Origin of the sequence: Haloterrigena gelatinilytica (genome assembly GCF_013342145.1) — an archaeon.
GTDB lineage: Archaea > Halobacteriota > Halobacteria > Halobacteriales > Natrialbaceae > Haloterrigena > Haloterrigena gelatinilytica.
Genome location: NZ_JABUQZ010000001.1, coordinates 2,190,822 through 2,209,394, shown reverse-complemented (window position 1 = coordinate 2,209,394; position 18,573 = coordinate 2,190,822). Strand labels below are relative to the sequence as shown.

The 18,573-nt window shown below is 65.8% G+C and carries 15 protein-coding genes; 4 read left to right on the top strand and 11 right to left on the bottom strand.

What is annotated here, in order from left to right; all coding sequences use genetic code 11:
* Positions 1 to 77 precede the first annotated feature (77 nt).
* The 4 genes from HTZ84_RS11175 to HTZ84_RS11160 are packed head-to-tail and all read right to left on the bottom strand — an operon-like array spanning position 78 to position 5,521.
* The gene (locus tag HTZ84_RS11175; protein WP_174680751.1) at positions 78 to 2,075 is read right to left on the bottom strand and encodes a glycosyltransferase family 39 protein; all 1,998 of its coding nucleotides are present in this window, start codon (positions 2,073 to 2,075) and stop codon (positions 78 to 80) included.
* A complete protein-coding gene (locus HTZ84_RS11170; protein ID WP_174680750.1) occupies positions 2,065 to 3,024 on the bottom strand; it encodes a glycosyltransferase family 4 protein in 960 nt (319 codons plus the stop codon). The genes HTZ84_RS11175 and HTZ84_RS11170 overlap by 11 nt, the downstream gene beginning before the upstream one ends.
* Positions 3,021 to 4,130 (bottom strand): DUF354 domain-containing protein, encoded by a 1,110-nt coding sequence (locus tag HTZ84_RS11165; protein ID WP_174680749.1) that lies wholly within the window; start codon positions 4,128 to 4,130, stop codon positions 3,021 to 3,023. Before HTZ84_RS11165 ends, HTZ84_RS11170 begins: the two co-directional genes overlap by 4 nt.
* Positions 4,127 to 5,521, bottom strand: a complete 1,395-nt coding sequence (locus HTZ84_RS11160; RefSeq protein ID WP_174680748.1) for a nucleotide sugar dehydrogenase — start codon at positions 5,519 to 5,521, stop codon at positions 4,127 to 4,129. Before HTZ84_RS11160 ends, HTZ84_RS11165 begins: the two co-directional genes overlap by 4 nt.
* 156 nt (positions 5,522 to 5,677) lie before the next feature.
* Between HTZ84_RS11160 and HTZ84_RS11155 the strand changes: the two genes are divergently transcribed.
* A complete protein-coding gene (locus tag HTZ84_RS11155; RefSeq protein WP_254611739.1) occupies positions 5,678 to 6,523 on the top strand; it encodes a helix-turn-helix transcriptional regulator in 846 nt (281 codons plus the stop codon).
* A 595-nt stretch (positions 6,524 to 7,118) separates the two neighbouring features.
* Positions 7,119 to 8,927 (top strand): glutamine--fructose-6-phosphate transaminase (isomerizing), encoded by a 1,809-nt coding sequence (gene glmS / locus HTZ84_RS11150; RefSeq protein WP_174680747.1) that lies wholly within the window; start codon positions 7,119 to 7,121, stop codon positions 8,925 to 8,927.
* 121 nt (positions 8,928 to 9,048) lie between these two features.
* Here the strand turns inward: glmS and HTZ84_RS11145 are convergent, their stop codons facing one another.
* The 5 genes from HTZ84_RS11145 to HTZ84_RS11125 form a co-directional block, all read right to left on the bottom strand.
* Positions 9,049 to 10,221, bottom strand: coding sequence for an outer membrane protein assembly factor BamB family protein (locus tag HTZ84_RS11145; protein ID WP_174680746.1), 1,173 nt, complete (start codon positions 10,219 to 10,221; stop codon positions 9,049 to 9,051).
* On the bottom strand, positions 10,218 to 10,919 hold the full coding sequence (locus tag HTZ84_RS11140; RefSeq protein ID WP_174680745.1) for a hypothetical protein: 702 nt from the start codon (positions 10,917 to 10,919) through the stop codon (positions 10,218 to 10,220). Before HTZ84_RS11140 ends, HTZ84_RS11145 begins: the two co-directional genes overlap by 4 nt.
* Before the next feature lie 22 nt (positions 10,920 to 10,941).
* Positions 10,942 to 11,409 carry a hypothetical protein gene (locus tag HTZ84_RS11135; RefSeq protein ID WP_309138783.1) on the bottom strand — a complete coding sequence of 156 codons (468 nt, stop codon included), beginning with the start codon at positions 11,407 to 11,409 and terminating at the stop codon, positions 10,942 to 10,944.
* Positions 11,410 to 11,694: 285 nt separating this feature from the next.
* Positions 11,695 to 12,732: a carboxypeptidase regulatory-like domain-containing protein gene (locus tag HTZ84_RS11130; RefSeq protein ID WP_174680744.1), complete on the bottom strand. Its 1,038-nt coding sequence runs from the start codon at positions 12,730 to 12,732 to the stop codon at positions 11,695 to 11,697.
* A 668-nt stretch (positions 12,733 to 13,400) separates the two neighbouring features.
* A complete protein-coding gene (locus HTZ84_RS11125; protein ID WP_008896415.1) occupies positions 13,401 to 14,207 on the bottom strand; it encodes an RIO1 family regulatory kinase/ATPase domain-containing protein in 807 nt (268 codons plus the stop codon).
* Between the two features lie 175 nt (positions 14,208 to 14,382).
* Here HTZ84_RS11125 and HTZ84_RS11120 point away from each other — a divergent pair, with 175 nt between their 5' ends.
* Both HTZ84_RS11120 and HTZ84_RS11115 read left to right on the top strand, forming a co-directional pair.
* The gene (locus HTZ84_RS11120; protein ID WP_174680743.1) at positions 14,383 to 15,741 is read left to right on the top strand and encodes a DUF7544 domain-containing protein; all 1,359 of its coding nucleotides are present in this window, start codon (positions 14,383 to 14,385) and stop codon (positions 15,739 to 15,741) included.
* A 134-nt stretch (positions 15,742 to 15,875) separates the two neighbouring features.
* The gene (locus tag HTZ84_RS11115) at positions 15,876 to 17,069 is read left to right on the top strand and encodes an acyl-CoA dehydrogenase family protein (RefSeq protein ID WP_174680742.1); all 1,194 of its coding nucleotides are present in this window, start codon (positions 15,876 to 15,878) and stop codon (positions 17,067 to 17,069) included.
* A gap of 54 nt (positions 17,070 to 17,123) precedes the next feature.
* Here the strand turns inward: HTZ84_RS11115 and HTZ84_RS11110 are convergent, their stop codons facing one another.
* Both HTZ84_RS11110 and HTZ84_RS11105 read right to left on the bottom strand, forming a co-directional pair.
* Complete coding sequence (locus HTZ84_RS11110) at positions 17,124 to 17,912, bottom strand: DUF6517 family protein (protein WP_174680741.1); 789 nt, start codon at positions 17,910 to 17,912, stop codon at positions 17,124 to 17,126.
* 109 nt (positions 17,913 to 18,021) lie between these two features.
* Positions 18,022 to 18,519, bottom strand: coding sequence for a DUF2062 domain-containing protein (locus HTZ84_RS11105; protein ID WP_174680740.1), 498 nt, complete (start codon positions 18,517 to 18,519; stop codon positions 18,022 to 18,024).
* Between the last annotated feature and the right edge of the window lie 54 nt (positions 18,520 to 18,573).

The window sequence follows — 18,573 nt, the reverse complement described above, 5'->3', positions numbered from 1 at the left end:
AACGTTCGCTTCCGTTGCGGCGTCGATGTCGGTTCGATCGAAAAAGGGACGGCGAGAGTCTCGGTAACGCCGGTCGCCTACTCGGTGGCCGGCGAGGGCGTACACATCGTCACGTCACCGTTCGTGTACACCGTGGCCTGGTCCGGACGACAGAGGCGGTCCGCGGTGGCCTGTTCGATCCGACCCTGTCCGTCGGCGTTATTGAAGTAGACCGCCTCGTTCGCGGCGGTCGTCCGATAGACCGCGTAGTTGTGATCGGCGGTCCCGCCCTCTGGGACCGTCGCGATGTCCGTCGACGGATAGGCCCCGGTACGGCTGAACAGCGTCTGGTACGGATGGTCGGTGTACAGCCGCTGGTCGGGTCGGATCTCGTCGCCGTCGGGCGCGCCGGTCATCTCGCCGATCGAGCCGACCGCAGCCAGTTCCGACTCCGTGTAGGCGAGTTGTTCGTGGTGCTCCTCGAAGACCGGGTTGTCGATGTTGCTCTCCGTCGCGAAGAGCATCGCGCCCGGATAGACGAGCGTGAACAGCAACAGGACGACGACGACGAGCGCCGGCGCGAGTCCGCGGTCGAGGGTCCGCAGCCCGATCGCGCCGAGGATCGCCATCGGCGCGTAGAGGAACGCGAACCAGCGGTTCGGGATGAACGAGTGGATCCCGAACATCGGGAAGCCCATGACGAACACGAGCATGAACGCCGTCGCCAGCAGCAGCGTGAACACCGACTGTTCGGCCCGGCGCCGGTGGACGATGTACAGGCAGCCGACGAACGTCGCCGCGAGCAGGATGAGGAAGCCGAGCTCATCGATGTAGGGGACGAGCTCGTCGAGCAGCGTCGTCGCCGCTTCCGCGGCCTCGGCCTCGGCCGCGTCTCCGCTGGAGCCGCTCGCGATGTTGAGGAAGCCAGCGCTCTCCTTGAGCGTTTCACTGAAGTACCTCAGCACGGTCTCGAGGAACGAGTCGTCACGGTACGGCGTCAGCGACCAGACGAAGATCGTCAGCCCGACGTTGAAGACGACGAGGCCGAGGAGGTTGACCGGCTTCTTCGTCCGGAACACGCTCGCGTCGAGTCGCGTCAACCCGAGCGGGCCGATCTCGAAGACCAGCTGGGCGACGAACGCCGCGAGCAGCAACACGAGCATGATGAACGTCGACACCTGGTGGGTGAGAATCACCGCGACGCTCGAGAGCAGCAACAGCGCGAAGTCCCGGGTCGTGTACTCGATGCGCATCACCCGGAGCAACGCGTACAGCATCGCGAGGAAGAAGACCAGTCCCATGCTCGTGGGGATGAGGTGCAGCCCCCACATCGAGACGTGGCTGGCGAGGGCGTACAGCGCCGCCGCCAGCGTCGCCCATCGCTGCGAGACGAGCAGGTTCCCCCCGGCGTAGACGAGCAGCACCGAGATCGGCATCACGAGACCCAGCGAGAGGTACAGCGCGCTCCGCAGCGAGACGTCGAACAGCATCGACGAGGCGGTGACCAGCAGATGGTAGAACGGCGAGGCGTAGTGCTTGTCGTGGGAAATCGCGCCGACTCGCCCCTCCGAGACGATCTGCTCGGTCAGTCCCATGTGCGTCCAGACGTCGATCCCGATGAACCCCGGCGTCGCGTACAGCGCGGTGCCGCGAACGACCAGCGCGAAGAGAACGATCTGGAGCAACAGCAGTCGTGCGTTGAAGTCCCGGTCGCTCGCGAAGCAGATCTGGCCGACCACGAGGGCCCCGACGACGCTCGCGAGGGCGAAAAACGAAATCGTTCGGGCGCCCTGGTGGACCGTCAGAACGACCAGCGCCGCGAGCCCGAGGAGGACGGCCGTCGGGAGTGCCATCGTCACCCGGGACGGGAGCGTCAAGCGGACGTCGTCGGTCGCCTGCTGTTGGTAATACAGGCGGACGAGATACAGGATACACGCCGTCCCGAGGACCACCGGAACGGTGTTGAGGTAGACCTGCGACGCGAAAAATCGCAGCGGGAACAACACCAGTGCGATCAGGAGCCCGCCGATCGCCGCGACGGTGTCGAGTCGCAGCGGTCGGAGCTCCGAGAGCCGCCCGACCGGATTACGTCCCATGGCCCACCCCCGTGGGCTGCCCCGAGCGGTCGGGGCGATCGAGGACGCGCCGGTACACTTCGTGGAGACGGTCCCCCAGCGCCTCGAGGCGCAGTCCGTCGATGACGTCGCGGCCGTCGGACCGCCCGCGATCGGCGGCGACCCGCTCGAGGCCGGCGACCAGATCGTCGTCGTCGTCGCTGACGACGCAGTTGGCCACGCCGTCGATCGTCTCGCGGACGAAGCCGACGTCGGTCGAGACGATCGGCAGGTTACACGCGGCTGCCTCTTTGACGACCATCGGTCCGCTCTCGCGTTTCGACGTGACGAGGAGGACGTCGCTGGCGTTCATGTAGTAGGGAATCTCCTCGTAGTCGACGCCACAGACCGGACGTAACTCGAGGTCGGCGTCGGCCCGTTCGACGAGTCGGCGCGCTCGGGGGAAGTCCTTGACCCCGCGCTCGGTGTCGTACGGGAAGAGCGCGATCGGTCGATCGGTCTCCCAGCCGATGCGGTCGCGAGCCTCCGTCTGTGGAATCGGCCTGAACTGCTCGGTGTCGACGCCGAACGGGATCACGTGGTGGTCGGTCTCGAGCGCGTCGGACATGGGTTGGCTCGGAACGATCGTCGCGTCGGCTCCGCGGGCCGCGCGTCGACTGAGCCACCGGAGCCACGAGTGGTCGCTCATCAGGTCCGTGCCCCAGAGACTCACCACGACGGGCCGAGTCGGCTGGGCGAACGCGAACGGCGTCGTGAGTCCGTAGTTCGCGTGGATCAGATCGTACTCGCCCGATCGGATCTCGGAGAGGACGGCCGGATAGAACCGGGCGTAGTCCGACGGCGATCGGCCGCCGGGATCGTCTACTCCGGGGACGGTACAGACCGTGCAGTCGACGCCGCGCGCTTCGAGGACCGATACTTGATGGTCGAAAAACGGCCGCGGCGAGGTGACCAATTGGAGTACGTTCATGATTCGGTCGGATTCGTCGTGGAGGTCGAGCGGCCCGGCTCGGGCGTCTGCGCGTGCATTTCTAGCTGGTCGACGACGAACTCGGTCACGTCGATCCGTTCCGACAACAACTGCTGGTGACGTTGCGTCCAGGTTTCGGACGGCTCCTCGAGGACAGACACGGCCTGCTCGAGCCCGCGGACGTGTCGCCGCTCGCCGGTGTACTCGAACAGGAGGCCGAACTCCGACTCGAGTTCCGTCGTGTATCCCAGCGAGAGCGGATTGACGTAGACCGCTGGCGTGCCGAGGACGGCGGCTTCCGCCGCGGTCGTCGCGCCCTCGCTCAGAACGACGTCGGCGTACGCGAGCAGGTCGTGTAGCCGCTCGGGGGCCGTCTCGAACGTGTAGTCCGCGAGCTCCGCGGGCGGTTCGCCCTCGGCCGAGAGCAGGACCTCGACGCCGGCGTCCTCGAGCCGGTCGACGACCGTTCGGGGGTCGTCGAACCCGCCGTGGCCGACGTCGTGGGACGCCTCCCAACTGCTGAGACGAACGACGGCGAACCGATCGTCGGGCGACAGTCCGACCGACTCGAGGACGGTCGGATCCGGCTCGAACCGGTCGGGGTGGAGGTAGGCGAGTTCGTGGTAGCCCGGGTAGCGAACCTGTTTCGAGCCGATCTCCCCCCGATAGCACGACGGCGTACAGATCACGTCCGCGAACGGGTAGGCGAGCTTCGTGACGAGCGTCGCGTGCTCGGTGTCGTAGAAGACGACGCTCGTCGTCCGCAACACCGACGCGACGTGGGCGGCCGCGACGCCGCCGATGGCCGTGATCACGTCCGGATCGATCCGACGGGCCCGGGCCAGTAGTTTCGCCTCGTAGGTCGCCTGAACCGCGGCCAGTGAGACCAGCGAGTCGGACGCGCCGGCGAGCACCTCGTGGTCGATGTCGTAGGCCTCGAGGAGGTCGATCGCAACGTCGCTCTCGCGAGCGAAGACGTGGACCTCGTGGCCGCGAGCCCGAAGCTCCGTGATGGGGTGACGGAAGAAGTGGACGTGACCCGGGTGCTGGATCGTTACGATGATCCGCTTCGTCCCCGTCGAGGTCGGGTGGGAGCGTGCCGTCATAACCGTCGGTAGACGAACCCCGCTTCGCAGGCCGCATCCTCGTCGAACGTTCCCGTCACGTCGACCAGCGCCGGGTCCTCGGCGAGTTCGGAGGCCACCGCCTCGAGGTCGAGTTGTTCGAACTCCGCGTGCGGCGTCGCGAGCACGACGGCGTCGAACCCCTCGAACGAGAGACGCTCCTGGACGTCCAGCTCGAACGCGTCGCGGACCGCGTCCTCGTCCGCGAACGGATCGAAGCCGGCGATGTCGATATCGTACTCCGCGAGGCGCTCGACGACGTCCGCGACCTTCGAGCTCCGGATGTCGCCGACGCCCGACTTGTACGACAGCCCCAGGACGAGCACGCGACTGTCCCGAAGCGTCTTGTGGCAGTTGTTCAGCGCCTTGATCGTCAGATCCGCGATGTGGTCGGGGACCGACTCGTTGACGGTCCGACTCGTGCGCACGAGTTCGGGTTCGAACCCTTCGCGAGCCGAGCGGTGGGCCAGGAAGTACGGATCGACCGGAATGCAGTGGCCGCCGACCAGTCCCGGCCGGTAGTCGTGGAAGTTCCACTTCGTCCCCGCGGCCTCGAGGACCGCCTGCGTGTCGACGTCCATCCGCTCTAAGGCCATCGAGAGCTCGTTGACGAAGGCGATGTTGAGGTCACGCTGGGTGTTCTCGACGACCTTGCTGGCCTCGGCGACCTCGATCGACGGCGCGCGGTGGACGCCGGCGTCGACGACCGACTCGTAGAGCGCCGCCACGTCCTCGAGGACCTTCTCGTCCTGAGCGCCGACGACCTTGACGACGTCCGCGAGGCCGTGTTCCTCGTCACCGGGCGTCGCGCGCTCCGGCGAGTAGCCGACGAAGAATCCCTCGCCGGCGGTCAGATCGGAGGCGTCCTCGAGTGCGGGAACGAGAACCTCGCGCGTCGTCCCCGGGTAGACGGTCGACTCGAGGATCACCGTCGTCCCGGGTTTCATCTTCGAGCCGACGGTGGTCGCGGCGCTCTCGACGTAGTTCAGGTCCGGCCGATCGTCCTCGTCGATGGGCGTCGGGACGGCGATAATGACGTAATCCGCGTCGCCGATCTGGCCGGCGTCGGTCGTGTAGGAGATGTCGTCGTTCTGGACCGCCTCATCAGAGAGATCGCCGGTCGTATCGACGCCGGCCTGCAGCTGCTCGACCGTCGACTCGTCGACGTCGTAGCCGATAACGCGGTAGTCCGACCGCGCGAAACCGACCGCGAGCGGAAGGCCGACGTAGCCGAGGCCGACGACGCAGATCGTCGCCGCTCGGCTGGACTGTTCGTCGGCGTGTTCCTCGGTCGCGCCCTCGCTGTCCGAGAACGAGTACTCGCTGCGTGCTTCGTCCGCTCGGTTCGTCGTGTCGCTCAGTGTCGTAGTCATGATTGAGACGGGTTCTGGACCGTTTGCACGACTGCGTGAAACGGTGGCTGTCAGGACCTGTGCAGCTCTCGGTCTTCGAGCGAACCAAGACGGCTGGGGCGGTTTACTATAGCCGAGATAAACGATTGCAGCAGTCACATCCGACGAGCGACCCGTTTGCTGGGCCTCTTCCCGTCGACGAACGGCCGCTCACGGAAACTGCGACGACAGCGGCTTAGAAGGGTGTTAAACGGGCTTATACGGATCTATAATGAAGAGGGAAGAGCGACCACGTACCAATGCGGTCGGCGAGATTCCACTGACGTTCCAACGTCGATAGGCCACCGCCGACCGTCACAGAACCGAATACCCATGGTCTCACTGCCCCAGTTCGGAGTTTCCGTCCCGCTCGCGTCGATGCACGCGCCAGTTCGGCTCGGTGCGATCCGCACGCCGGATCACCGACTCGACACGCGTGCAATCGTCTCGGCTCTCGTCGGCGATAACGATGTGCTCTCGTCCGGGACGTCACTCTTGGGGCGGACGTCGGCCCTGGAAGTAGCCCTGATCACGGTGCTGTTCTTGCTGGTCAGTAGCCTCGTCGCGATCCGCGTCGCCGAGGGGTTGTCCGACCGAGACATCAGTCTGGCCGCGCTCCAGTCGCGATCAGCGATCGCGAACGGGTCGTCAGAACCGGATCAACGGCGAGGAACGGACCGCTCACCCACCGACGATCACCAGTCGTTCGATCGGTATATCGCACCTGACACACCATCAGTACTGCTGAGCGACGAGGGGGAGGTCGTCCGCCTGCTCGTCGCCAACGACGGTCGGCTCCGTCAGCACCGGATCGCCGACGAAACCGATTGGTCGAAGTCGAAAGTCAGTCGGCTCTGCTCTCAGCTGGACGCCGACGGGATCATCGAGAAAGTGTCGGTCGGTCGGGAGAACGTCATCACCCTCTCCGATCCGTCGACCGACGACTCGACCGAGACAGACGACGTGGAGAACCCCGTCGTATAGTCGTTCCGACGACGCTCGCCGTTCTCGAACCCGTACGGAAACCCGGGAGGATCGACTGACCCACTGACTGTTGTTCTACGCGTTCTCCGACCTCGAGCGACTGCGCCGGCGATTATCTCCCTGATAAGCGGTGCGACCGCGGTCGAGACGGGGATCAGTGTTGCTCGCGACATCGGGTTGATCTGCTCGTATTCGTCGGATCGATCGCCCCGATCTGGTCGCAGTTTCGAACCTGAATCGATTTCCGAACGCGTGGAACCGAACGAATGCAGGAATTTATCCGCCATTTCACCTCATTTCAGCTATGATTTCAACAGCTGAAACGGATTTCAGCCATATACAACCGATAAGCGGTATCTTATTCGTGGTATAGTAATGGGCCGTACGGCCGTTGGAGGGAGTAGTGACCCCGGTCCGCCGGCGGTACGGACGGACCCGGGTGTTAGGAAACAATGACACGCACTCCGACCCTCCAGACTGCTGGCTCGAATCGCGTCACGACGACCGCCCGACCGACGGCCCGGTTCGCGCTTCGACGGCCGGCCGGCCGAAGGACGCGGCGTCAGACGCCCGCTCGAGCGGAGGTGAACGGCTGATGTGCGGGATCATCGCCCGCATCGGCCACGGCGACGCGACCGAGACCCTGCTATCGGGGCTCGAGAACCTCGAGTACCGGGGCTACGACTCGGCGGGGATCGCCGTCCAGAACGGCTCCGGTGTCAAGGTTCGCAAGTGTTCGGGGGAGGTCGACGAGCTCAAGTCGTCGCTCGAGCAGAGCCTCCACGGGAACATGGGGATCGGACACACGCGCTGGAGTACCCACGGCCCGCCGACCGACGAGAACGCCCATCCGCACACCGACACGGCCGGCGACGTCGCCGTCGTCCACAACGGCGTCATCGATAACTACGACGAACTCCGAGCGGAGCTCCAGGCGCGGGGCCACGAGTTCGACAGCGACACCGACACGGAGGTCATCCCTCACCTGATCGACGACTACCGCGAGCAGTTCGGCGACACCGAGCGGGCGGTTCGCGAGGCAGTCGAAACGCTCGAGGGGAGCTACGCGATCGCCGCGATCGTCGACGGCGAGGAGCGCGTCTACGCGGCGCGGGAGGGGTCGCCGCTCGTCCTCGGTCTCGACGACGAGGAGTGGTACCTCGCCAGCGACGTTCCGGCGTTCCTCGAGCACACCGACGAGGTGATCTACCTCGAGGACGGCGACCTGGTCGTCCTCGAGCCCGACGACTACCGGATCACCGACGTCGCGGGGTCGCCGGTCGAGCGGTCGGTCGACACCGTCGACTGGGACCCGGAGGACGCGGGGAAAGGCGAGTACGATCACTACATGGCCAAGGAGATCGACACGCAGCCGACGGCCCTCTCGAACACGATCGAGGGCCGCGTCGAAGACGGCAACGTCGCGTTCGAGGACCTGCCGACGGGGACGTTCGCGGACGTCGAGACCGTCCAGTTCGTCGCCTGCGGCACCTCCTATCACGCGGCGATGTACGGGAACCAGCTGCTGCGCTCGGCCGGCGTCCGGGCCGACGTGCTCCGCGCGAGCGAGTACGACCAGACGGCCGGTCCGGTCGACGAGAACACGCTCGTCGTCGCGGTCACCCAGAGCGGCGAGACCGCGGACACGCTCGACGCGGTCCGCAAGGCGACCGACCGCGGCGCTCGCTCGCTGGCCGTCACCAACGTCGTCGGCTCGACGGCCGCCCGCGAGGCCGACGACGCGATCTACATCCGAGCCGGGCCGGAGGTCGGCGTCGCCGCGACGAAGACGTTCTCCTCGCAGGCGGTGACGCTCGCGTTGCTCACCCAGCGCATCGCCGCCGACGTACCGACCGCGACGCCGGTCGACGACCGCGAGGCGATGCTCGAGGCGCTCGAGGATCTCCCCGAGCACGTCGAAACCGTCCTCGAGACGACGAACGCCGAGTCCCTCGCTCGGGAATACTTCGACAGCGACTCGTACTTCTTCATCGGCAACGGACTGGGCCACTCGGTGGCTCTCGAAGGCGCGCTGAAGTTCAAGGAGATCACCTACGAGCACGCCGAGGGGTTCGCCTCGGGCGAGCTCAAACACGGGCCGCTGGCGCTCGTGACGCCGGAGACGCCCCTATTCGCGGTCGCGACCGGCGGCGACGACGAGAAGACGAAGACGAACGCGATCGAGGCCAGGACGCGCGGCGCGCCGATCATCGCGGTGGCGCCGGACGACCATCCGCTCGCCGACGCCGCCGACTGGCAGCTGTCGATTCCAGATACGCACCCCGTCTGGGCCGGGCTGCTCGCGAACGTCCAGTTGCAACTGGTCTCCTACCACGCCGCCGCCCTGCTCGATCGACCGATCGACAAGCCGCGAAACCTCGCGAAGAGCGTAACGGTCGAATGAACGCATCCACCGCTGACTAACGCCTTTTCTCGATCGACGTCCCGCCACCCGCTTACGAAAGCCGCTGGCTTCCGCTTCGGTATCTGTAACATCTGTAACGGACGAGGAGACGGGCCCGTATTCACCGGACGAGCGCAGTTTCGGCGAGATCGACCCCGCGGAGGACGCGGCTGCCGGTCAGATACGCGCGGTCACCGTCGACGGACAGCCGGTCGATTCCGTCGTCGTGGGCGGTCGTTGCAGCGCGGAAGCGACCGGCGCCCGGATCGATCGTCGCGAGGTGTCCGGACGAGGTTCCGACGAGGATCGCTCCGCCGTAGACGGTGAGATCGGTGGTGACGCGGCCGTACTCCCACTCCTCGAAGTCGAGCGAGGCGATCTTCTCCCACAGGATTTCCCGATCGTCGAGATCGATCACACCGAACTGCGAGTTCCCGGCGTCCGTTTCGAGACAGTAAACCAGACCGGCGTCGGTCGCGGCCAGCGACCGGAACGTTCCGGGGTCCTCGGCGGTCCACTCCAGGCTCCCGGCGGTCGCGTCGACGGCGTAGAGCGTACCACTGTTCGTTCCGAACAGGAGGTCCCGTTGGGAATCGAGGACGAAGTTGAACGACGGCCCGCCGACGCGGTCGCCGTTGTCGAACTGCCAGACCGTCGAGCCGTCGCGGAGGTCCAGTTTCGCCGTGTTCCGGTGGTCTCCGACGTAGAGGTGTCGGCCGGATCGGAGGGTCCGCGGTGACGTGAATCGATCGGACGACGACCACTGCCGCTCACCGGAGTCGATCCCGTAGGCGGACACGTACCGTCCGGCGACGACCACGGTCTCGTCGTCCACTATCGGGCGCGCCGGCGAGAACGCGTTCGTGTCCTCGAACCAGAGACGGTCGCCGCCGTCTCGACCGGCCGCGACCAATCGCCCGTGTCGGCCGACCGCGAAGACGGTCTCGCCGCCCACGGCGACCGGTTCCTCGATCGACTGCTCGGACTCGACGTCCCACTCGACCTCGCCCGACCCGGCGTCGATCCGCTCCACCGTGGTACCGCGCGAGACGTAGAGTTCGTCGCCGGTCGTATCGGTGACGAGTCCGGAGACGCCGCCGAAGCGGTCGTCGGTCCACAGATAGTGTGCCGGTTGCTCCGTTTCGGTCGATTCCTCCGACGACGCCGGCGTCGTCGTTTCCGCGGACGCTTCGCGCCTCGAGTCGGGAGCGAGCGGGTTGAGCGGCGTCAGTCCGACGGCGGCGCTCACACCGACGCCGGCGGCCGCCCGCGCGAGGAACGTGCGGCGGTTCATCGGTCCGATCCCCCCGTCGCGGGAGTCGCGACCGCGGACTCGTCGGACGAGTACCGGGAATAGAGTCCGATTCCGGGAAGCGAACAGATCGCGAAGACGACCGTTCGTCCGACGGGGCTCTCGACGACGAACGCGCCGCTGAGGAACCAGGTCAGCACGAAGGCGGCCGCGAGTCCGCTCGCGACCGGTTTCAGGAACGCCGAGAGACCTCGGCCGCTCGCCGAGCGGGTCGACTCGGCACCCGGTTCCGCTGTCGGTAGGGTCGTCTCGCCGACGGCGTCGAACGAGTCGGTTCGGACCGACGGATCGGTATCCGCCGTCCGTTCCGGGTTCGTCTTCGCGTCCAGTTGCTCGCGCAGAGTCATCGCGTCGGCCCTTCGGTCGTCCGTTGCGTCGGTGCCCACGTTCGACGATCTCGACAGCGACGGCTCCGTCGATTGCAGCGAGTTCCCGCTCCGGGCGGCACCGATGCCGTACGTGGTCAGTCCCGAGACCAGGAAGAACGCGCCGCCGCCGAACAGCTGCGACCGCGTTTGATTGGGGCGTTCGTATTCGACCGTCGAGCAGTCCTGTCCGTAGTACGTCGTGTCGACGCACGTCGTGCTCGTCTCCGTAACGGTCGCCGGCTGCGCGAACGCGGCCAGCAATAACAGGAGTCCCAGTACGATACCGCATCCGCCGATGAACTTGAGTGCCATGGTAGTGGGTTCGGAAGCGCCGTTAGATGGCGACGATTGAGAGAACGAACAGCAGGAAAATCGCCAGCACGACCATCGCGAGAACGGCCGAGCCGTCGCGGTGATCAGTCGGCGACGCGACCTCCTTGCTGTGGTCGCTCGTTCGCTCGTCCAACAGAGAGATCACGTCTTCCATCGGATAGTCGACGAGCGTATCGAGCGTGCGAACGAACTCCAGTACGTACTTCTCCGGATTCGCGCCGACGTTGACAGCGACGTTCTTCTCGCCGGTAACGGTGATCTCCGTCACGCTCTCGCGGACAGACCGGAGGTCGATCGTGAGCGATTCGCCGTAACTCGAGGCGATGAAGCCGAACCGGAACCCGGTCTTCGCGGTGATCACGCCGCGGCCGGTGTCGTAATAGGTCTCGACGTCGTCGACGAGTTCGAGCGCACCCTTGACCAGGATGCGAGTTTCTTCGGGCGATCGCTCCAGCGTTCGTGTGATCACGATAGGCTGAGAGTAAGTCTATATTACATATAGGTGTCGATGTTTGTCGATATCAGGCACTGAAAGCACAATTATTAGATATGCGTGCAGAAATTAATTCGATGGCACGGCGTTGTCTTTTGGCGATACCGGCCGGCAGAGAGGATTTCGACCTCGCTCGATCCGTTCGAGACGCCCCCTTCTCCACTGCAGTGAGAGACGCGAGAACCGTATTTCGTAGTGAGATCGCCGTTCGAGTCGTTTCGGCGACTCTCGGACGACTACTCGAGGGACGCGAGGTCGACGTCAGTCCTCCTCGAGAGTCAGCGTGATCGTCTTGTCGTTGCCGTTGATCGTGACCGAGTCAGTGGCCGCCTCGTAGCCGTTCGCGTTGGCGGTCACCTCGTACTCGCCGTCCTCGAGGTCGAACTCGGCCTCGCCGTCGTCGTTGACGTCTTGTTCACCTACCGTCTCGCTGGAGAAAAACCCGTCTTCTTCGACGGTGACGGTTGCGTCGTTGACAGCGTCGCCCTCGTCGTCCTGGGCGACGACCGTCAAGGTCTGCATGCCGTTGGAATCGCCCGCGTTGCCCCCGTCGCTGTCGTTGTTGTTGTCGTTGTTCTGGCCGCCTCCGTTGCTATCGTTCGAACCGTCATCCGTCGACTCGAGGGTCAACGTGGCCGTCTTGTCGTTGCCGTCGATCGTGACCGAGCCGGTGGCCGCCTCGTAGCCGTCCGCGTTGGCGGTCACCTCGTACTCGCCGTCCTCGAGGTCGAACTCGGCCTCGCCGGTGGCGTCGACGGTTTGCGTTTCGCTCGAATCGCTTTCGGGAGCGACGGTAACGGTCGCGCCGTCGACCGGTGCGCCGTCGGCATCCACGACGGTCGTCGTCAGCGTGTGGGTCTCGTCGCCGCCGCCCGTCTCGCTCCCGCTACCGTCATCGTTCGCGTCGGACCCGTCGTCGCTATCGGTCGCTCCGTCGTCGGCGTCGTCGGCGTCGTCGGCGTTGTCGGCGTTGTCGCCGTCGCCGCCGTCGTTCCCGGTGGAGTCGCCGCTGTCGGAACCGCCGGGTTCATCGGTGTTGTTCGAGTCGCCGGCTACCGTTTCGTTCCCGCCGGCGGACGCGTTGGAATCGTCGCTCGCAGTGGAACCCGTGTCGTCGGAGCCGCCGGAACCGCCCAACTCGTCGGAGACCGAGCCGATCGCGCTGTTGATGGACGTTCCGCTCGCGGCGAGTACCAGCCCGAGGGCCAGTAACACGATACCACAGACGGTGAGCAGGATCTGGACGGTTTTCTGCGTCGTTTGGTCCTCCGTTCGCCGATTTGGGGTGTTTCCTCTCATAGTTGACGCGGTGGCGTTAGGCGTTCCTCGTCGTCTCTGTTCCCGGCGCCGGCGACGGCGACGGCGACCGGTCGCCGATCGGCGAACCGAGCGGTCGCGGCCGATCGGTCGCCAGCGCTGTCTCTGCGGCTCGCTCCGGCGAATACCACTCCGGCGTCTGGTCCGAGTCCGACCGCGGCGGCCGGAGCCCGGTGACGGGACCAGCGGGGTGCATTACGTGCCCGTTTAGGCCACCAACGGTTCACTATGGCTCTGTTAAGGACACCTATCTCTCCGCTAAACTGTTGTGCCAGCTATAACTACGTCGATAAATCCACCACCCTCATCCGTATCTGAGCGCGCTCGAGTCCGTCGATAGCCGTCCGGTCGCGCTATCGATCCCTCGACGAGCGCTGACGAGGAACGCGCGTCGAAACCGTACCGAACGAACCGGACGCGAACTACGAACCGCGTCACCCGGAGCCGCGTCCGCGGATCGCCGACTCCGCTCCGGGCGGAGCGTCGTGATCGCGCAGCGTCTCGCGGACCCCGTCGTCATCTCGATCGAAAACAGGTGGTCACGGGGTTTTCCAATGCGGCCGATAATCCGTTCGCACGGCTGAAATCGGCCGTTTCGTCCGCACCAACTGTGGTTGCGCGTCTCCGGATAGAACGGTCGAGGCGGATCACTACCGGCGCAGTTCCGCCGCCTGCTCGAGCTCGAGTCGCACGCGGTTGGCGTCGAACTCGTGATCGGGGCGCAGCCGAACGAAGTCGAGAAACCGTCGCGCCGCGAGCAACTCCTCGGGCTCGTAGACCGACGCGGCCGCACCGACGGCGTCGGGGGCGCCGATCCGGGGCTCGAGGACCGCCAGCGCGCAGGCCAGATCGTAGGCGGTGGTCTCGGCGACGCGGTCGTCGTGGACGTTGGTGGCGTCGATGAAGTAGAACTCGCCGTCACACAGCAGGATGTTCTCCGCGCGCAGGTCGCCGTGGGCCATCCCGTGATCGCGCAGCGTGGCCAGGATCTCGAACAGTTCCGGCGCGCGCTCGGCGACCAGCCAGTCGGGCGCGTCGTCGAGCGAGCGAAACTCGGGGAGGTACTCGAGGACGAGCACGCCGAGTCCGTTGACCTCGAAGGCGTCGATCGGCCGGGGCGCGTTGATGCCGATCTCGCGCATGCGCTCGGTCGCCTCGTACTCGTGTTCGACCATCGCGCGGGGCGTATCGAATCGGCCGAAGAAGCCGTCGGTCCCCGCCGACACCGCGCCGACGTTGCGCCCGGCCGTCAACAGCGCGTGGACCAGCGCGTTCTGCCGGGAGACGATCTTGACGAACCACTCGTCGTCGATGACACAAGGGGTCGACAGCCAGTTGTCGGCCTCCAGAAACTCCACGCGGACCGCCTCGCGGTCGTAGCGATCCGCCAGCGTCCGGACCACGCGCTCGAGGCGATCCCACTCGACGGTCCCTCGGGCGAGCCGGCGGATGTCCATACCTCGCATGTGGGAGCTTCGAGGTTAAATGCGTCCCGAACTGTTTTCGGAGCGACGTATCGGCGGTGAACGACACTCGAGTCGGCGGCTGGCGGGGCGAACAGCCGTCGATGCGATCCGCTCGGACCGGAGAACAGTATTGTTATCAACAGCGCAACTGAACGACAGGGTACGTATGGACGCGATCGACGACCTCGGCGACGCGATCGAGGCCAGTCGGAACTTCCTGACGCCGATACGCCTATGGACGTGGGTCAAGCTCGCGGTCGTCGTCGTCTTCGTGAGCTCGCTCGGGTTCGGGCTCAGCACGTCGGTGCCGGGAAGCGACGCGCTGTCGGTCCCCGGTGATCCGTCGGGCGGAGGGTGGCAGGTCGAAAACCTCGACGGCGCGGTGCCGACCGACGAAGTCGCCGCGATCGGGCTCGCCCTCGTCGGACTCGCGTCGTTCGCGTGGCTGTGTTACGCGTTCGTCGCCGGCATCATGGAGTTCGTGTTTCTCGAGTCGTTGCGCTCGGACGAGGTCCGCGTGCGGCGGTATTTCGCCGCGAACGTCGGGAAGGGGATCCGCCTGTTCTGCTTTCGTCTCGGGCTCTTGCTCGTCGCCAGCGGGCTCGGCGCGGCACCCGCCTCCTTCGTCGCCGCCGGCGGCGGCAGCCCCGCCGACCTCTCGCCGGGGCTGTTCGGGCTGTACTCGATCTACGGCTTCGCGCTGTACCTCGGCTATTCGGCCGTGCGCCGCTTTACCGACGCGTTCGTCGCGCCGATCATGCTCCTCGAGGATCGGGGCGTCATCGGTGCCTGGAGGCGATTTCGGGCGACGCTGACGGCCGACTGGACCGAATACGCGCTCTACCTGGTGTTGTTCTGGTTCCTCTACATCGCGGTCCTGATCGGCGCCTGGATCGTCGTCGGCGTCGGGCTCTTCCTGCTCCTGATCCCCATCGCGATCGTGACGTTCGTACTGGTCCTCCTCGGCCCGATCGGACTCCTGCTGTTCGTCGTCGTCGGTCCGCTCTCGCTCGCGGCCGTCCTGCTGTTTATGGGGTTGATCTGGACGCCGATCGCGACGTTCTTCCGGTACTACGCCCTCCTGTTGCTCGGCGATACGGACGACGCCCTCGATCTCGTCCCCGAACAGCGGGCCGCGGTTCGAGGAACCGGTGCCGCCGCGGGCGGTCGAGACGACCACTGGACCGGAACCGCTGACGGCCCGTCGCGGCGCGCCGATCGGTCCTCGAGGGACGGGCGGGCGATGGACAACGGCGATCCGTGGGCAGAAACGGATCCCTGGGCCGACGCCGACGGCGCCGACTCCTGGGACGATTCCGACGGTGCTGATTCCGATCCCGATCCCGATCGCGACCCGTGGAGCGAGGCGTCGGACTCCGACTGCGAGAGCGATCCGTGGGACGTGACGGACGACTCGAGTAGTACCGATCCGTGGGCCGAGCCGACCGAGTCCGACGAGACCGACTCGGAGAACGAGACGAACGGATCGGACGATACCGGCGACGAGGACGATCGAACCTGGTAGCGCCGCGCTCGAGCCCGCACATCGACGGTCGTTCGGTCGGCTCGAGTTACCCGATCGCCTCGAGCCACGGGCCGCTCGTCACACTCTCCGTACTCCGGCGGTGCGTTTATTCTTCGCCCCGGCAAGTGTTGCGTATGGACACGGAGCTGCCCGACGAACACCGGATGGTCCGGGAGACCGTCAGGGACTTCTGCGAGACCGAAATCGAGCCGATCGCCCAGGAGATCGAGGACGAGCACCGGTTCCCCGCGGAGATCTTCGATCAGCTCGCGGACCTCGATATGATGGGCGTTCCCATCGACGAGGAGTACGGCGGCCTCGGCGGCGACACGCTCATGTACGCGCTGGTCGCCGAGGAACTCGGTCGGGTCTCGGGCTCGATCGGGCTCTCCTACGTCGCCCACACGTCGCTGGCCTCGAAGCCAATCGAGCAGTTCGGCACGCGTGCGCAGAAGGAACGCTGGCTGCGGCCCCTAGCGGAGGGCGAGTACCTCGGCGGCTGGGCGCTGACCGAACCCGACAGCGGCTCCGACGCCTCGGACATGGAGACGACCGCGGAGCGAGACTCCGCCGAGCGTAGCTCGGCTGCTCCCTCGGAAGTCACGGCTTCCGAGGACGGCGACGAATGGGTCCTGAACGGGACCAAGCAGTTCATCACGAACGCCAGCGAGGCGGGCTCGATCCTCGTCAAGGCCGTCACCGACCCCGACGCCGGCTACGACGGGATTTCGACGTTCATCGTCGACCCCCGCGAGGACGACGGCTTCGAGGTGACGACCGTCTGGGACAAGATGGGGTTGAACGCCTCGCCGACCTGCGAAATTCGCCTCGAGAACGTGCGGCTTCCCGAGGATCGACTACTGGGCGAGGAGGGCGAGGGGTGGACCCAGACCAAGAAAACGCTCGACGGCGGCCGCATCTCGATCGCCGCGCTCTCGACGGGACTGGCTCAGGGCGCTTACGAACACGCCAAGGAGTACAGCAAAGAGCGCGAGCAGTTCGGCCAGCCGATCTGCGAGTTCGACGCCGTCCGCGACAAGATCGTCGACATGCACCGCAAGACCGAGCGCGCGCGCCTGCTCACGCACCGCGCGGCCCGCACCTACGACGAGGGCGAGCCCGTGACCCGCGAGTCCGCGCTCGCGAAACTCGACGCCAGCGAAGCCGCCCGCGAGGTCGCCGAGGACGCCGTCCAGGTGCTTGGCGGCTACGGCTACACCACCGACTTCGCGCCCCAGCGGTTCTACCGCGACGCGAAACTGATGGAGATCGGCGAGGGAACCAGCGAGATCCAGCACCTCGTCATCGGACGCGAACTGGGCCTCTGAACGACCTCGAGCCGGAGTCCGGAACGGTGCGACGGTGCGAGGAACGAGAGCGGGTTACTCGACGGTCTCGAGCAGATCGTCACCGCTCTCGTTGTTCTCGCCGCCGTCGCTGTCTTCGGATTCGGTGCCGTTTCCACCGTCGGATTCGTCGGCGTCGCCGTTTCCGTCGCTCTCGTTTCCGTCGACGTTATCCTCCTCTTCCTCGGCGTCCGTGTCGACGGCCTCCATGAGCGAGAACACGTTGTCCATCTCCTGATCCCGGACGTACTGCGGGTAGACGCCGATGGTCACGAGCAGGTCGTCGTCGGCTTCGACGGCCTCGGTGACGTGGACGTCGACCTCGAGGTCGTGCCCGTTGAACGTCGCGTCGGCGCTGAACCGCGACCGCTTCGTCGTCTCGTCGAGGATCGTGATCTCGCCGTCCTCCTCGTGGGAGATGTCGCCGATATCGTCGTAGTTCTCCGCGATCAGATCGACGAGTTCGTTCGTCGACATGTCTTCGACGGGGTTGAAGTTCCGACCCGCGATCCCGATCTGGGGGGAGGTGAGCACGGTGAAGACGGCGGCGCGCCGGCTCCCGAGCGGCGGAAGTTCCACGGACTTCTCGTGGGTGGTCTTGTAGTTCGTAACGGTAATCGTCTCGGAGTAGGCGCTGACCTCGACCTCCTTTTCGACGACGACCTCGTCGATCGCGGTCTGTTCGTAGCCGGTTTCCTCGCGGACGGCCGGATCGACGCCGGCCGGCGACGACTCGTGGCTGTCCATTCCGACCAGCCCCAGACAGCCCGACAGGCTCGCCAGTCCGACGGCACCGAGTCCACCGAGCAGCGCTCTTCGATTCATCTTCGAAACAATGGGAGTTCCGTTCCTATGAATTTATCGGACTTCTGAGATTCTGTCGAAACGACAAGATGTTTCGCACTCTCGAGGCCGAATTTCGAAGCCGCGGTTTTCAGCGACGAAGGTTGCCGAATATCCCCGATTCGGCTGGCGCCTCGAATCGGTCCGACCGACGGCGGTGAAGTTGTGTTACATACCGGAGCAGTACGTATCCGACGACGGCCAACCCGACGGCGATCACGACGTTCCCGAGTACGAGTTGACGGATCGCAACCCGCGCCAACTCGCCGGACAGCGCGTCTCGAGAGGCCACCGAGTCCGATCCCAGCAGGACGGCGCCGACCTGAAAACTCGAGAGGTACACCGCTGGTTTCACGACCGGGTTGAGAACGGCGACGGAGGCGAAAATCGCGGGTTTGCTGATCCAGGCCTGTAGCGAGACGAGGACGAAAAACAGCCCGACGCCCAGCCCGCCGGTCGGAAGCGCCGTCACGAAGATCCCGATCGCGAAGCTCGCGGCGATCTGATGGGGAGTGTGCTCCTCGCGAAACGCTGCGACGAGTTTCCGGCGGATGCGATCACGATACCTGGCGAGCCGTTCCCGGACCATTCGCTCTGTGCGTGGGTTACCAGCGGCGACCAAAAAGATACCGAGAGCGACCGT

Bases quoted from the DNA above. Each gene is read 5' to 3' on its own strand.
- HTZ84_RS11175 (WP_174680751.1), bottom strand. From the start codon at position 2,075: ATGGGACGTAATCCGGTCGGGCGGCTCTCGGAGCTCCGACCGCTGCGA.
- HTZ84_RS11170 (WP_174680750.1), bottom strand. From the start codon at position 3,024: ATGAACGTACTCCAATTGGTCACCTCGCCGCGGCCGTTTTTCGACCAT.
- HTZ84_RS11165 (WP_174680749.1), bottom strand. From the start codon at position 4,130: ATGACGGCACGCTCCCACCCGACCTCGACGGGGACGAAGCGGATCATC.
- HTZ84_RS11160 (WP_174680748.1), bottom strand. From the start codon at position 5,521: ATGACTACGACACTGAGCGACACGACGAACCGAGCGGACGAAGCACGC.
- glmS (WP_174680747.1), top strand. From the start codon at position 7,119: ATGTGCGGGATCATCGCCCGCATCGGCCACGGCGACGCGACCGAGACC.
- HTZ84_RS11145 (WP_174680746.1), bottom strand. From the start codon at position 10,221: ATGAACCGCCGCACGTTCCTCGCGCGGGCGGCCGCCGGCGTCGGTGTG.
- HTZ84_RS11140 (WP_174680745.1), bottom strand. From the start codon at position 10,919: ATGGCACTCAAGTTCATCGGCGGATGCGGTATCGTACTGGGACTCCTG.
- HTZ84_RS11130 (WP_174680744.1), bottom strand. From the start codon at position 12,732: ATGAGAGGAAACACCCCAAATCGGCGAACGGAGGACCAAACGACGCAG.
- HTZ84_RS11125 (WP_008896415.1), bottom strand. From the start codon at position 14,207: ATGGACATCCGCCGGCTCGCCCGAGGGACCGTCGAGTGGGATCGCCTC.
- HTZ84_RS11120 (WP_174680743.1), top strand. From the start codon at position 14,383: ATGGACGCGATCGACGACCTCGGCGACGCGATCGAGGCCAGTCGGAAC.
- HTZ84_RS11115 (WP_174680742.1), top strand. From the start codon at position 15,876: ATGGACACGGAGCTGCCCGACGAACACCGGATGGTCCGGGAGACCGTC.
- HTZ84_RS11110 (WP_174680741.1), bottom strand. From the start codon at position 17,912: ATGAATCGAAGAGCGCTGCTCGGTGGACTCGGTGCCGTCGGACTGGCG.
- HTZ84_RS11105 (WP_174680740.1), bottom strand. From the start codon at position 18,519: ATGGTCCGGGAACGGCTCGCCAGGTATCGTGATCGCATCCGCCGGAAA.